The 13493-nt window shown below is 69.9% G+C and carries 11 protein-coding genes; 4 read left to right on the plus strand and 7 right to left on the minus strand.

Annotation, left to right across the window (positions count from 1 at the left end; translation table 11 throughout):
* Positions 1-59: 59 nt before the first annotated feature.
* The 5 genes from ACZ3IC_RS05690 to ACZ3IC_RS05710 are packed head-to-tail and all read right to left on the minus strand — an operon-like array spanning position 60 to position 5881.
* Positions 60-1307, minus strand: coding sequence for a styrene monooxygenase/indole monooxygenase family protein (locus ACZ3IC_RS05690; RefSeq protein ID WP_467412901.1), 1248 nt, complete (start codon positions 1305-1307; stop codon positions 60-62).
* Positions 1308-1337: 30 nt separating this feature from the next.
* The gene (locus ACZ3IC_RS05695) at positions 1338-1988 is read right to left on the minus strand and encodes a GTP-binding protein (protein ID WP_467412902.1); all 651 of its coding nucleotides are present in this window, start codon (positions 1986-1988) and stop codon (positions 1338-1340) included.
* Positions 1969-2382 (minus strand): DUF742 domain-containing protein, encoded by a 414-nt coding sequence (locus tag ACZ3IC_RS05700; RefSeq protein ID WP_467412904.1) that lies wholly within the window; start codon positions 2380-2382, stop codon positions 1969-1971. Before ACZ3IC_RS05700 ends, ACZ3IC_RS05695 begins: the two co-directional genes overlap by 20 nt.
* Positions 2379-2858, minus strand: coding sequence for a roadblock/LC7 domain-containing protein (locus tag ACZ3IC_RS05705; RefSeq protein WP_467412906.1), 480 nt, complete (start codon positions 2856-2858; stop codon positions 2379-2381). Before ACZ3IC_RS05705 ends, ACZ3IC_RS05700 begins: the two co-directional genes overlap by 4 nt.
* Positions 2855-5881 carry a sensor histidine kinase gene (locus ACZ3IC_RS05710; RefSeq protein WP_467413159.1) on the minus strand — a complete coding sequence of 1009 codons (3027 nt, stop codon included), beginning with the start codon at positions 5879-5881 and terminating at the stop codon, positions 2855-2857. Before ACZ3IC_RS05710 ends, ACZ3IC_RS05705 begins: the two co-directional genes overlap by 4 nt.
* Positions 5882-6246: 365 nt before the next feature.
* Here ACZ3IC_RS05710 and ACZ3IC_RS05715 point away from each other — a divergent pair, with 365 nt between their 5' ends.
* On the plus strand, positions 6247-7032 hold the full coding sequence (locus ACZ3IC_RS05715) for a protein phosphatase 2C domain-containing protein (RefSeq protein WP_467412907.1): 786 nt from the start codon (positions 6247-6249) through the stop codon (positions 7030-7032).
* 33 nt (positions 7033-7065) lie between these two features.
* Here the strand turns inward: ACZ3IC_RS05715 and ACZ3IC_RS05720 are convergent, their stop codons facing one another.
* Positions 7066-7563: a MarR family winged helix-turn-helix transcriptional regulator gene (locus tag ACZ3IC_RS05720; protein WP_467412910.1), complete on the minus strand. Its 498-nt coding sequence runs from the start codon at positions 7561-7563 to the stop codon at positions 7066-7068.
* Between the two features lie 227 nt (positions 7564-7790).
* On the opposite strand from ACZ3IC_RS05720, the gene ACZ3IC_RS05725 reads away from it, so the two are divergent.
* Together ACZ3IC_RS05725 and ACZ3IC_RS05730 are read left to right on the plus strand one after the other, a co-directional pair.
* Positions 7791-8648 (plus strand): lysozyme, encoded by an 858-nt coding sequence (locus ACZ3IC_RS05725; RefSeq protein ID WP_467412911.1) that lies wholly within the window; start codon positions 7791-7793, stop codon positions 8646-8648.
* A gap of 292 nt (positions 8649-8940) precedes the next feature.
* A complete protein-coding gene (locus ACZ3IC_RS05730; RefSeq protein ID WP_467413161.1) occupies positions 8941-9621 on the plus strand; it encodes a polysaccharide deacetylase family protein in 681 nt (226 codons plus the stop codon).
* A 269-nt stretch (positions 9622-9890) separates the two neighbouring features.
* On the opposite strand, the gene lon is transcribed toward ACZ3IC_RS05730, so the two are convergent.
* On the minus strand, positions 9891-12323 hold the full coding sequence (lon, locus tag ACZ3IC_RS05735) for an endopeptidase La (protein WP_467412912.1): 2433 nt from the start codon (positions 12321-12323) through the stop codon (positions 9891-9893).
* A 234-nt stretch (positions 12324-12557) separates the two neighbouring features.
* Between lon and ACZ3IC_RS05740 the strand changes: the two genes are divergently transcribed.
* Positions 12558-13376, plus strand: a complete 819-nt coding sequence (locus tag ACZ3IC_RS05740) for a nucleotidyltransferase (protein ID WP_467412914.1) — start codon at positions 12558-12560, stop codon at positions 13374-13376.
* The last annotated feature ends 117 nt before the right edge of the window (positions 13377-13493 follow it).

Consider the following 13493-nt stretch of genomic DNA (forward strand, 5'->3'; position numbering starts at 1 on the left):
CACGGCAACCGGGCCGAGTGCCGTCGGATTCCCGACGGGACTCGGCCCGGCTCCTGCGGTCAGGCGGCCGACACGGCGCCGGAGACCTCGGCGAGGTACGCGTTGGTCTTCTCCGGGTCGAAGAAGAAGTTGTCGAAGTCCGCCGGGTTGTTGAAGCCGTTGGCGAAGCGGTTGGCGACCGGCTGGAGCTGGCCCGCGGCGCCGATCAGGTTCAGCACGTGCTCCGGCGGAACGCCGAGCATCGCGTTGGTCCACTTCACGACGTGCTGCGCGGTGTCCCAGTAACGGTCGAACGTGGCCTGCATCCAGTCCGCGTCGAACTCCCGGTCGCCGTGCTCGATGATCGAATCCAGGTACGCGTTGGCGCACTTGGAGGCCGAGTTGGAGCCCTGGCCGGTGATCGGGTCGTTGGCGACGACGACGTCCGCCACACCGAGGACGAGGCCGCCGCTGGGCAGTCGGCCGATCGGGTTTCGGACGGTCGGGGCGTAGCGGCCCGCCAGGGTGCCGTTGGCGTCGGTCAGTTCGACCTTGGTGGCGCGGGCGTACTCCCACGGCGTGAACCGCTTCATGAGCTCCAGCGTCTTGGCAAGGTGCTCGGAGGGGTCCCTGATGCCCTGGAACGCGTCGAGCGGGCCGCCCGGGATGCCCTCCCAGAACAGGATGTCGGCGCGGCCGGACGTGGTCAGGGTCGGCATCACGAAGAGCTCACCGACGCCGGGGACCAGGTTGCAGCGGACCGCGTCGAACTCGGGGTGCTCGGGGCGCGGGCCCATGCCGTGGACGTATGCGACGGACAGGGCGCGCTGCGGGGCGTCGAACGGCGAACGGGACGCGTCCCGGCCGAACATGGAGACCAGCTCACCCTTGCCCGCGGAGACCATCACCAGGTCGTAGGTACGGGAGAAGTAGTCCAGGTCGGAGACAGCGGCACCGTGGATGACAAGCTGTCCGCCACGCTGGGCGAACGTCTCCATCCAACCGGCCATCTTCACACGCTGGTCGACGGACTGGGCGAAGCCGTCCAGCTTGCCGACCCAGTCGACGGCGCGCGAGGAGTCGGGCGCCGCGACCGAGACGCCGAGGCCCTCGATGCGCGGGGCCTGGGACTCCCAGAAGTTGAGCTGGTAGTCACGCTCGTGCTGAAGCGCCGTGTGGAACATGCACTGCGTCGACATGACCCGGCCGGAGCGGATCTCGTCGGCGGTGCGGTTGGACATCAGGGTGACTTCGTACCCTTTGGACTGCAGTCCGAGGGCGAGCTGGAGACCGGACTGACCGGCTCCGACTATGAGTATCTTCCGCATCACGGTTCTCCGTTACCTATGGCGTGCGAGCTATGCCGGGGTGGCGTCGAGGGCGTGTCCGACGAGGGCCAGCAGCGACTCGACGACGGTGATCCTGTTGCGCGCGTCCATGACCACAACAGGCACGTGCGGTGGCACGGTCAGGGCCTCCCTGACGTCCTCCGCGTCGAACCCCTGTGTTCCCTCGAAGTGGTTGACGGCGACGATGTACGGCAGGCCGCAGCTCTCGAAGTAGTCGAGTGCGGGGAAGCAGTCGGCGAGCCGCCGGGTGTCGGCGAGCACGACCGCACCGATCGCGCCGCGCACCAGGTCGTCCCACATGAACCAGAAACGCTGCTGGCCCGGCGTGCCGAAGACGTACAGCACGAGGTCGTCGTCGAGCGTGAGCCGGCCGAAGTCCATCGCGACGGTCGTGGTGACCTTGTCGGGCGTCGCGGAGAGATCATCGGTCTCCTCGCTGGCCTGGGTCATCATCGCTTCGGTCCTCAGCGGGGTGATCTCGGAGACCGAACCCACGAAGGTCGTCTTGCCCACGCCGAACCCGCCCGCGACCACGATCTTCGTGGCGATGGGGGCCCTGGTGTGGTCCAACTGCCAGGCCTGCAGCGATTCCTCGGCCTGGTCCTGGGCCCCTGGCTGGCGCGGGGCGAAGAGCGGCGACTCAGAGACGGCGGAGTCCATTGAGCACCCTTTCGAGCAGTGCGCGGTCGGGCTGGCCGGCGCCGTGACCGGTCCCGTACACGCGGATCTTTCCCTGGTCGGCCAAGTCGCTGAGCAGCACCCGGACCACACCGAGCGGCATCTTCAACAGGGCGGAGATCTCCGCGACCGTACGCATCCGGCGGCAGATCTCGACGATGGCCTGGAGCTCCGGCATGACACGGGTGCCCAGGTTGCCGTTGGTCAACTCACGGCGCTCCTCGGGCGCTTCGAGCGCGGCGACGAACGTCTCGACGAGCAGAACGTGGCCGAAGCGGGTGCGTCCGCCGGTGAGTGAGTACGGGCGGACCCGTGCGGGCCTTCGGTCGGCCCCGCGGACAGGAAGCCTGCGGGCGGGTTCAGCAGCGGGCGTCACTGGGCGCTCTCCATCGATTTGCGCAGTTCACTGCGGAGTTCGGGGGTGAGTACGTGTCCGGCACGGCCGACGAAGAGCGCCATGTGGTAGGCGATGACACTCATGTCGCAGTCCGGGGTGGCGTGCACGCCGAGCAGCGAGCCGTCGCTGATCGACATGACGAAGACGCTGCCCTCGTCCATGGCGACCATGGTCTGCTTGACGCCGCCGCCGTTCATCAGCTTGGCGGCGCCGACGGTGAGGCTGCCGATGCCGGAGACGATGGTCGCCAGGTCGGCGCTGGAGCCCTTGGGGCCGTCCTGTCGGCCGGTGTCCTGAGTGGCCAGATGGCCGGGGTCGGAGGAGAGCAGCATCAGTCCGTCGGACGAGACGACGGTGACCGAGTGGACCCCTGGCACCTCCTCCACCAGATTGCTCAGCAACCAGTGAAGGTTCCGGGCCTCGGTACTCAGCCCGAATGTGCTGGGCGCAGTCAACTGCGTGCCTCCTCGACTGTGTCCCCCGTCTCATCGGTTCGGCCGTCTCTACGGTCGGCCGACTCACTGCGCTCGCTTCGTGCGGAACGCCCGCCGTGCGCGACGGCACCGGGGAACGGCTGGGTTGCCGTGCTCTCGGCGATCTCCGCCTCGACGTCCCGGCGCCCGTCCTTCGCACCCTGGTGGAAGCCACCGAGCCGACGGCGCAGCGCCTCCTTGTCCAGGCTGCCCTTGCGCTCGGTGCTGGGTGCCGTGGTGGGCTTGACGACCTTGGGGGTGCGCTTGGGCAGCCCCTTGTCCGTGATGCGCTCCTGCGGCAGTTGCTCCGGCTGCCGGGGGCCGGGCAGGGCATCGGCGACGGACGCGGGGGCGGCGTACGGCTCCGGGGACGGCGCGGGGGCCGGGGCGGCGTACGGCTCCGGGGACGGCGCGGGAACCGGGGCGGTGTACGGCTCCGGGGACGGCGCGGGAACCGGGGCGGTGTACGGCTCCGGGGACGGCGCGGGGGCCGGGGCGGTGTGCGGCTCCGGGATCTCGTCGGTGGTGCGCTCGTGGTGGTCGGGGCCGATGGCGTACGGGTCGGGCGCCGTGAACTCGGGGGCGTCGGCAGACTCCGGAACCACCGGGAGCCTGACCTGCATCGTGATCTCGGTCTCGGCGGCCGGAGCGGGCGCGGGGGCATGGCCCGCCGCGTACCCGGGTGCCGGCTCGGCCACGGGTTCGGCCACAGGCTCGGCAGCGGCCCCGGACTCGCGGATCGTCTGCTCGGCCGCGGCGATCAGCGGGTCGTTGGGCAGGGCGAGCGTACGCCCCGACAGTGCGTTGGAGTTGGCCTCGGCGACCGAGCCCGGCAGGTTCAGCGCGGGCGTGTCCCCCGGGACCTTCGCCGGAGGCGGTGCGGCGACCGGCGTGGCCTCGGGGAGCAGAGCCTGGGGCAGGACGACGACCGCTGTGACCCCGCTGCCCTCGTGGTCGCGCAGCTGGACCCGTACGCCATGGCGCGCGGCCAGCAGGGCGGTGACCTGGAGGCCGAGTCCGGCCCCGTCCGCGCTCGGTTCACCGGCCTCGAAGAGCGTGGGGTCACCGAGCCGGGTGTTGAGCTCGCCCATCCGTTCGGCCGACATGCCGATGCCCTCGTCCTGGACGGAGAGCATCACCTCGCCGCTCTCCAGCAACCAGCCGGAGAGCTGGACATGGGAGTCCGGCGGCGAGAAGGAGGTCGCGTTCTCCAGAAGTTCGGCGACGAGGTGGCTGAGGTCGTCCGCGGCGAAACCGGCGATCTGCGCGTGCGGCGGCAGGGACTGGATAGTGACCCGCTCGTACCGCTCGATCTCCGAGACGGACGCGCGCAACACGTCGACCAGCGGGATCGGGCTCGCATGCCCGTGGCCGTGCTCGGCGCCCGCGAGGACCAGCATGTTCTCGCTGTGCCGCCGCATGACCGTGGCCATGTGGTCGAGCTTGAAGAGGGTGGTGAGCCGCTCCGGGTCGTGTTCCTGCTCCTCCAGGCTCTCGATGACACCGAGCTGGCGCTCGACGAGGCCGAGGGTGCGCAGCGAGAGGTTGACGAAGGTGTGGTGGACCGTGTTCTTCAACCGCTCCAGCTGGGCGGTGAGGTCGGAGGCCATGACCTGAAGTTCGGCGCGCTGGACAGTGAGAGCCTCGCGTTCTGCGATCAGCTCGGCGCGCTCGCTCTGCAGGCTCTCGAAGCGGCCGTTGAACTCGTGGAGCAGTCCGTGCAGCTTGCCGTGCAGGGCGTTGAGGGACCGTACGACCTGGGCGAACTCGTCGTTGCGGCCTGTGTAGCGGACCGGCTCGGCGGTGGCGGGTTCCTCGGCGAGGCGGGCCGCACCGATCCGCAGGACGGCGAGCGGCTGGGTGAGGGTGCGGGCCACGGCGGTGGAGACGCCGACGGCGATCAGCAGACAGCCGCCGAGCAGCGCGATCCGCAGTTCGAGCGCGGTGACGTCGTCGTCGCGCAGCTGCTCCATACGCTGGATCTGTGCGGTGCCGAGGGCCGACTCGACACTCCGCATCCGGTCGATCCGGGCGGAGAGTGCCGCCTCGACCTTCTTGCTGTCGGTCCTCAGGTCGGAGTCGGACAGCTCGGGGCGGTCGGTGAGGGAGTTGAGGTACTTCTCCGCGCTGTTGACCTCGGGTCCGGTGACGGTGGACGACAGCTTGTCGCGGGCGGTGGAGCCCGCGGCCTGGTCGAAGTCGGCGAGCGAGGAGAGTTCGCGGACCCGGGCCTGCTGGGCGGCGGCGCTCAGCTCGTCACGGGTGCGGTCGTCCTTGCCGCTGCCCTCGTCCTGGGTCTGGACGGGCAACCCGGTGATCGGGTCGACCTGCTGGGACGTGGTCCCATCGGGCACGGAGAGCGCGGCAAGCAGCAGCCCGCGGGTGGCGGAGGCCTGCTCGGTGGCCTGGCCGAGGGCGAGCGGGGCGCGGGTGGACTCGGCGGCACGCGGCGGGGTCTTCTCGGCCAGTTCGTCAGCGAGGTCGTGGAGCTTGGCGATGACCTCGGAGTACGCCTGGTGGGCCTCCAGTGCCGTGTCCTTGCCGCTGAGCGCGTCACGGCGCAGGGAGGGGATGGTGGAGAGGTCTCGGCGCAGGGCGGCCGGGGCCGCGCCCCTGATCTCGTCCACCTGTTGGTCGACTCGGGCGCTCCGGCTGCCGATGTCGCCCTCGTCGTCCGCCGAGCCGGATTTCTCGTCACGGCCGGCCGCGATGTGGGCGGTGACCTCGTCGCGCTCGTCCGCGAGTGCGTGGGCGAGCGCGATGGCCTGCTGGTTCAGCTCCGCGAGGGTGACCAGCCGTTGTGACTCGTTCAGTTCGGAGGATGCGGTGAGGACCGCCGGCGCGCCCGCGGCGATGACGGTGACACCGATGACCGCGACACCGGCGACCAGCCGGCTGCGCACGCGCACAGTGCGCCGGGTGCCCTCGCTCTCGGCGGGTGCCGGAGGCGTCACCCCGGAACCACTGTGCTTGCTGCCCTTGCTCCGAGGCCGCTTCTTCTGCACCGGTGCTCGCATTCTTGACTCGTCCGCCCTTGAAGCAGAGGTGACGCACGGTCACATATGAACGAGCGCCCCGCCCCCTGGTACGGCTTCTGACCATTCCAGTGCTTTTGAGAGGGGGGCGCGCATCAACCACTCCGCCACCTGAACGAGTGAACATCACTCGGGAGTTGACGAACAAGTCTCCCCCCGGGGGCCGTCCGGCACACCTGAACCGTCGGTTGGAACTTCCGCCCGGGCTTTGGCAAGATGCCCGCCCGCACGCCGCACGGAGCCGTTCCTTCCATTCCAAGCGTCTGCCTGACCTGCCGGTACAGGCCGATCTCGGCTCGTGCAGGGCTCGTGAAGGCGTCGTGCAGACTGACTGCATGCGCATTGAACTGGCCACCGCCGCCGGCAGCCCCGACCGCCCGAACGAGGACTGGGCCTCCACCGCCCTGCCCGCTTCCGGCCGGGGCGGGACACTGGTCCTGCTCGACGGGGTGACTCCACCGCGAGGTCACGACGGTTGTGCGCACTCGGTCCCCTGGTTCACCGCACGGCTGGGCGGTTCACTGATCGAACTGTCCGGTTCGCGATGGGATCTGACCCTCCAGGAGATCCTGGCCGATTCCATCCGACGCACCGCCGATACACACCGCTCAACGTGTGACCTTTCTCACGCGAGGACGCCACAGGCGACGGTCGTCATGGCGCGCTGGGACGAACGTGAGATCGAGCATCTGGTGCTCTCCGATTCCGTACTGCTGTTCGAGGCACCCGACGGAACGGTGCGCCCCCTCCTCGACGACCGACTGGACCACCTGCCGCCGGGCTCACTGGCCGACGAGGCGACCGCCGACGCACAGGTACGGAACAAGGAGGGAGGTTTCTTCACCGCCGCCGCCGACCCCTCCGTGGCGGCCCGCGCCGTCACCGGGCGCACCCCGCTCGGCCGGGTGCGGGCGCTGGCCGCGATGACCGACGGGGCGGCCCGCTGGACCGAGATGTTCCGCGAGGGCGACTGGGCGGACTGCCTCGGAGTGCTCGGCAAGGAAGGGACACAAGGACTGATCGACCGCGTCAGGGCGCTGGAGGACGCGGACACGGAACGCACGCATCTACGCCGCGGCAAGACCCATGACGACGCGACGGCGGTCTACGCGGTGCTGTGACGGCGCACCGGGCAGGCGGGCCGGTGCGGGGCGTCAGTCCTCTGCCACGGCGTTCAAGTGGCGCAGCAACCGGGCCAGTTCGGCGACCTCGGCCCGGTCCCAGTCGGCGAGCTTGCGCACGTAGCGGTCGCGGCGGGCGTCGCGGACGCTGCGATAGCGGGCCAGCCCCTCGGTGGTGAGGTGGACGAGAGAGGCCCGGCCGTCGGCCGGGTCGGGCTCGCGCGCCACCAGTCCGAGGTCTTCGAGAGCGCGCAGTTGACGGCTCATGGTGGCCTTGCCGACCCCGAAGTAGGCCGCGAGATCGGTGGCCCGCTGCTGCCCGGCCGACTCCAGCCGTACGAGAAGTCCGTACGCGGCGGCCTCCAGTTCGGGGTGGACCTCGCGGGCCATCTCCCCGGAGTTGGCCCGCGCCCGGCGCAAAAAGACGGCCAACTCCCGCTCCAGGGCAAGGAATGCGTGGTCCACACCACCCTCTCCGGTCGCGCCGGGTTCACTACCGCTCTCGCTCCCGTGCACGTCAACACCCCTCATGAGCTTTCCTGCCGCTGAAAGTTTCTTTCGCCGCCGGTCATCGCCGCAGCTCGGCCAGTATTTCGCAGGCGTAGACCAACGGCAGCACCCAGGCCCCCTTCCGCAGCACGGGTCCACGTACGTAGCGTCATGCATGACATGTCCACACCATGACATGCCGTCAGGGGTGCGCCCGGCGCCCTCCTGGGATCAGCGCGTCCCCCCACCAAGGCCTCGGAGGCACTCACATGCCGGTGCTCAGATCCGGATCCAGAACCTCCCGCCGCTCGCGCTTCGCGGCGGCCGGAACCCTGCTCGCAGCCCTCTCCCTCCTCCTCACCCTGCCCGGCGCGGCGAGCGCCGCGGGCACCCACGACACCGCCGCCGCGGCCAAGAAGCCCGCCCGCGGCACGGCCACGATGGGCATGGGTGTCATCGCCCACGACGGCCGGGGCGGACTGCCCCGCGACACCCGCGCCGTCCAGACCGAAGGCGTGGACGTCAGCGGCCACCAGGGCAACGTCGACTGGGCGACGCTCTGGAACAGCGGCGTGAAGTGGGCCTACAACAAGGCCACCGAGGGCACTTACTACCGGAACCCGTACTTCGCCCAGCAGTACAACGGTTCGTACAACATCGGCATGATCCGGGGCGCGTACCACTTCGCCACCCCGGACACCACGAGCGGTGCCGTCCAGGCCAACTACTTCGTGGACCACGGCGGCGGCTGGTCGAAGGACGGCAAGACACTGCCCGGCGTCCTCGACATCGAGTGGAATCCGTACGGCGCCCAGTGCTATGGCAAGACCCAGGCCGGCATGGTGTCCTGGATCCGCGACTTCGTGAACACCTACAAGGCGCGCACCGGACGCGACGCGGTCATCTACACCGCGACCAGCTGGTGGCAGACCTGCACCGGGAACAACGCGAGCTTCGGCACCACCAACCCGCTGTGGGTGGCCCGTTACAACACCACGGTCGGCGAACTCCCGGCCGGCTGGAGCTACTACACGATGTGGCAGTACACCTCGTCCGGCCCCTACGTCGGCGACCACAACCGCTTCAACGGCGCCCTCGACCGCGTACAGGCGCTCGCCAACGGCTGAACCGGCCCGCCGCGACCGCCACCTCACAGAGTCCCGGTGACCCAACCCAGTCACCGGGACTCCGCCCTGTTCACCCTTCCCCTGACCAGACATTTCCCCTTCGAGCTGACACCGAAGGCCCACTATGCACCCGGCGTATACACCGTGTGTATAGTCCTTTTCTGCTGCACGCCGTGCGCCCTGTTCAGCTACGGAGGAGTGACTCGCGTTGTCCATCAAGACGAAGTCGATCGGTGCGGGGTTGGCCGCCGCCCTTGTGACGGCGCTCACCCTGGCGCTGAGCGGCTGCACCATGCAGACCACCGCGCCGGCCTCCGCGCGCGGCGACGCGGGCTCCGACGCCAAGGGCTCCTTCGGCCCGGTGGACTGCCGCAAGGCGAAGTGCATAGCCCTGACCTTCGACGCGGGACCGGGCGAGGACACCCCTCATCTGCTGGACATCCTGAAGGAGAAGAAGGTGCACGCGACCTTCTTCCTGCTGGGCAAGAATCACGTCAAGAGACACCCCGACACCGTGCGCAGGCTCGCCGCCGAGGGGCACGAGGTGGCCAACCACACCTGGACCCACGAGATCCTGACGAACCGGAAGCCCGCCGAAATACGCGCCGAGCTGGAGAAGACGCAGGACGCGATAGCGGAGATCACCGGCAAGAAGCCGCGCCTCATGCGCCCGCCGCAGGGCCGCACCGACGACACCGTCTCGGACATCAGCAAGGACCTGGGCCTCTCCCAGGTCCTGTGGAGCGCCACCGCCAAGGACTACTCCACGACCGACTCGGCGCTGATCAAGAAGCGCATCCTGGACCAGGCGAGCCGGGACGGCATCATCCTGCTGCACGACATCTACAAGGGGACGGTGCCCGCCGTGCCGGGCATCATCGACGCGCTGAAGAAGCAGGGCTACACCTTCGTCACCGTCCCGCAGCTGATGGCGCCCGCCGAGCCGGTCCCGGGGACCATCTACCGCCCCTGAGCCGTACGGCCCGAGACGCGAGAACGCCCGACGCGCGGACGCATCGCCCGATACGCGAGAACGCCCGGCGCACACGGAACGGCCGGTAGGCAAGAACGCCCCTCACGCGGACGCATCGCCCGGGACGCGAGAACGCCCGACGCATGGACGCATCGCCCGATACGCGAAAACGCACAACGCACGCGGAACGGCCCGCCCACCCGTTGCCGGGAAAGCGGGCCGCCCGTACCGGTCGCGCACGTGATGCCACGCCCGTCACGCCGTGGCGCCTACGCCGCGGCCGGGATCCTCTCCTCGGGCCTGGCCGCGGAGGCCGGGGCGAGGGCGATCTCCAGCACCTGGCGGACGTCCGTCACCGGGTGGACCTCCAGGGTGTCCAGGACCTCGGCCGGGACATCGTCCAGATCGGCCTCGTTCCGCTTCGGGATCACCACGGTGTTGGTTCCGGCCCGGTGCGCGGCCAGCAGCTTCTGCTTCAGGCCGCCGATCGGCAGCACCCGTCCGGTCAGCGAGACCTCACCGGTCATCGCCACATCCGTACGGACCAGCCGCCCGGACAGCAGCGAGGCCAGCGCCGTCGTCATCGTGATGCCGGCGCTCGGGCCGTCCTTCGGGACCGCGCCCGCCGGGAAGTGGATGTGCACGCCGCGGTCCTTCAGATCCGCGACCGGCAGCTCCAGTTCCGCGCCGTGCGACCGCAGGAAGCTCAGCGCGATCTGCGCGGACTCCTTCATGACGTCGCCGAGCTGACCGGTGAGGGTCAGTCCGGACGCCCCGGTCTCCGGGTCGGCCAGCGACGCCTCCACGAACAGCACGTCACCACCGGCGCCGGTCACCGCGAGTCCGGTGGCCACGCCCGGCACCGCGGTGCGGCGCTCGGCCGGGTCCTGGGCGGACTCGGGGACGTGGTGCGGCCGTCCGATCAGGCCGCGCAGATCCGCTTCGGTGACCGTGAACGGAAGCTCGCGGTCGCCCAGTTCATGCTGGGCCGCGACCTTGCGGAGCAGCCGGGCTACGGCCCGCTCCAGGTTCCGTACGCCCGCTTCACGGGTGTACTCACCGGCCAGCTTGCGCAGCGCGGACTCGTCGAGCGTCACCTCGTCCTTCTCCAGACCGGCCCGCTCCAGCTGGCGCGGGAGCAGGTGGTCGCGGGCGATGACGACTTTCTCGTCCTCGGTGTAGCCGTCGAGCCTGACCAGCTCCATCCGGTCGAGCAGGGCCTCCGGGATGGCTTCGAGCACATTGGCCGTCGCCAGGAAGACGACATCGCTGAGGTCGAGTTCAACCTCCAGGTAGTGGTCGCGGAAGGTGTGGTTCTGCGCCGGGTCGAGGACTTCGAGGAGGGCGGCGGCCGGGTCGCCCCGGAAGTCGGAGCCGACCTTGTCGATCTCGTCGAGCAGGACGACCGGGTTCATCGAACCGGCCTCCTTGATGGCGCGGACGATACGTCCTGGCAGGGCGCCGACGTACGTACGCCGGTGGCCGCGGATCTCCGCCTCGTCCCGTACACCGCCGAGCGCGACGCGGACGAACTTGCGTCCCATGGCGTGCGCGACGGATTCACCGAGCGAGGTCTTGCCCACGCCCGGAGGACCCACCAGCGCCAGCACGGCGCCGCCGCGCCGCCCGCCGACGACACCGAGACCGCGGTCGGAACGCCGCTTGCGCACCGCCAGGTACTCGGTGATCCGCTCCTTCACGTCCTGCAGGCCCGCATGCTCGGCGTCGAGGATCTCCTGAGCGCCTCGGATGTCGTAGGCATCCTCGGTCCGTTCCGTCCACGGCAGTTCGAGGACGGTGTCGAGCCAGGTCCTGATCCAGGAGCCCTCGGGGCTCTGGTCGGAGGAACGCTCCAGCTTGTCGACCTCCTTGAGCGCCGCCTCGCGGACGTGCTCGGGAAGATCGGCGGCCTCGACGCGCGCCCGGTAGTCGTCGGACTCGTCTGCGCCGGAACCAGCACCGCCGTTGAGATCGGAGAGCTCCTTGCGTACGGCGTCGAGCTGGCGCCGCAGCAGGAATTCGCGCTGCTGCTTGTCGACGCCCTTCTGGACGTCCTTGGCGATGGACTCGGCGACATCCTGCTCGGCAAGGTGTTCACCGAGCCACTGGATGGCGAGCTTCAGCCGGGCGACCGCGTCCACGGTCTCCAGGAGCTGCACCTTCTGGGCAGTGGTGAGGAAGGGTGAGTAACCCGAATTGTCGGCGAGTGTGGAGATGTCCTCGATCTGCTGGACCCGGTCCACGACCTGCCAGGCGCCACGCTTCTTCAGCCAGCTGGTGGCGAGTGCCTTGTACTCCTTGACCAGCGCGGCGGCGGCTCCGGGGAGCGGATCGGGGACGACCGCGTCGACCCGTGTCCCCTCTACCCAGAGCGCGGCACCCGGTCCGCTGGTCCCGGCCCCGATCCGCACCCGGCCACGGCCACGGATGAGCGCGCCCGGATCTCCGTCCGAAAGCCGTCCCACCTGCTCGACGGTGCCGATGACACCGGTGCCGGTGTACGTCCCGTCGATGCGCGGCACAAGCAGCACCTCGGGCTTGCCACCGCCCTCGCGGACTGCGGCCTGTGCGGCCTCCACGGCGGCGCGTACATCAGGGTCGGACAGGTCCAGAGGCACCACCATCCCGGGCAGCACGACTTCGTCGTCGAGCGGCAGCACGGGCAGGGCGAGCGGAGTGACCGCATTGGACTCGGTAGCCATGATCTCCCTTTCGGCAGTCAAGTTGAGCTATGCAGACTCAATGCTCCTGAGTCGCCCATTGTTCCCGGGGTGCGTTCGCTGTGAGCGATCGCCCGAACGCGCTCGCGGTGCTCAGGCCCCGTCGGGCCCCGCGTAGCCATGAGAACCCCGCGGGCGTCCGCTTTGATCCCGACACCGCTCCGGCCCCTGAAGAACCGGTCGGCAGCCGGACAGGACACCGGGCAGAGCGCCGGTATGAGCGACGATCGTGGACTGAACCAGGACGGAACAATCCGGCGGGAGGGCTTGCTGAGCCGGGTGTCGGCGGCGTTCGCGCCCGTGGTGGAGGCGGCTTGCTCCCGGATCACCGAAGCCTTCGGCACCGCGCGGCTACACAGCGCGTACATCTACGGCAGCATTCCGCGTGGCACGGCCGTTCCCGGTGTTTCCGATCTGGATCTGCTGCTCGCCCTGCGGACCGAGCCCACCGAGGCCGACGAGGCAGCGGCCCGTGTCCTCGAGGCCCAGCTGGACGCCTCGTTCAACCGGATCGACGGTGTCGGCATCCTCCTGTTCGGCGCCGACACCCTCACCAGCGAACTCGAACGCAACGACCTCGGCTTCTTCCTCGCCTGCCTCTGCACCCCGCTGCTGGGCGAGGACCTCGCCGTACGGCTGCCGCACTACCGCCCCACTTCGCTGCTCGCCCGCGAGACCAACGGGGACCTCCACCTCGCGCTCCCCCGCTGGCGACGAAGGGCCGCCGCAGCCACCACCGACGCCGAGCGTCGAAACCTCAGCCGCGGCGCCGCCCGCCGTATCGTCCGGTCGGGCTTCACCCTGGTCATGCCACGGTGGGGCGGCTGGACCAGCGATCTGGCGGAGTCCGCCGAGGTGTTCGCCCGCTACTACCCGGACCACCCGGAGCGGATCGAGCAGATGCGGGCGGCCGCGCGCACGGGCCGCGCCCCCTCCGCCGACCCGGCCGTCCTTGCCATGCTCATCGACGATCTGGCGCCCTGGCTGGCAGCCGAGTACCGCGCTGTGCACGGCGAGAAGGCCCCACGCCCCTGACCACCGCTCCCCGACCGCACCCGGTGGGTGCAGCAGCGGCCCTCGATGCGCGCAGCACGGCGGGGACGGTGTCCGGATCGGCGTACTCCAGGAAGAGGGACATGGCAGCCATGCGTC

The organism is Streptomyces sp. NPDC002958 (assembly GCF_055563255.1).

Excerpts from the sequence above, each read along its gene's own strand:
- ACZ3IC_RS05690 (WP_467412901.1), bottom strand. The coding sequence starts at position 1,307 with ATGCGGAAGATACTCATAGTCGGAGCCGGTCAGTCCGGTCTCCAGCTC.
- ACZ3IC_RS05695 (WP_467412902.1), bottom strand. The coding sequence starts at position 1,988 with ATGGACTCCGCCGTCTCTGAGTCGCCGCTCTTCGCCCCGCGCCAGCCA.
- ACZ3IC_RS05715 (WP_467412907.1), top strand. The coding sequence starts at position 6,247 with ATGCGCATTGAACTGGCCACCGCCGCCGGCAGCCCCGACCGCCCGAAC.
- ACZ3IC_RS05720 (WP_467412910.1), bottom strand. The coding sequence starts at position 7,563 with ATGAGGGGTGTTGACGTGCACGGGAGCGAGAGCGGTAGTGAACCCGGC.
- ACZ3IC_RS05725 (WP_467412911.1), top strand. The coding sequence starts at position 7,791 with ATGCCGGTGCTCAGATCCGGATCCAGAACCTCCCGCCGCTCGCGCTTC.
- ACZ3IC_RS05730 (WP_467413161.1), top strand. The coding sequence starts at position 8,941 with ATGCAGACCACCGCGCCGGCCTCCGCGCGCGGCGACGCGGGCTCCGAC.
- lon (WP_467412912.1), bottom strand. The coding sequence starts at position 12,323 with ATGGCTACCGAGTCCAATGCGGTCACTCCGCTCGCCCTGCCCGTGCTG.
- ACZ3IC_RS05740 (WP_467412914.1), top strand. The coding sequence starts at position 12,558 with ATGAGCGACGATCGTGGACTGAACCAGGACGGAACAATCCGGCGGGAG.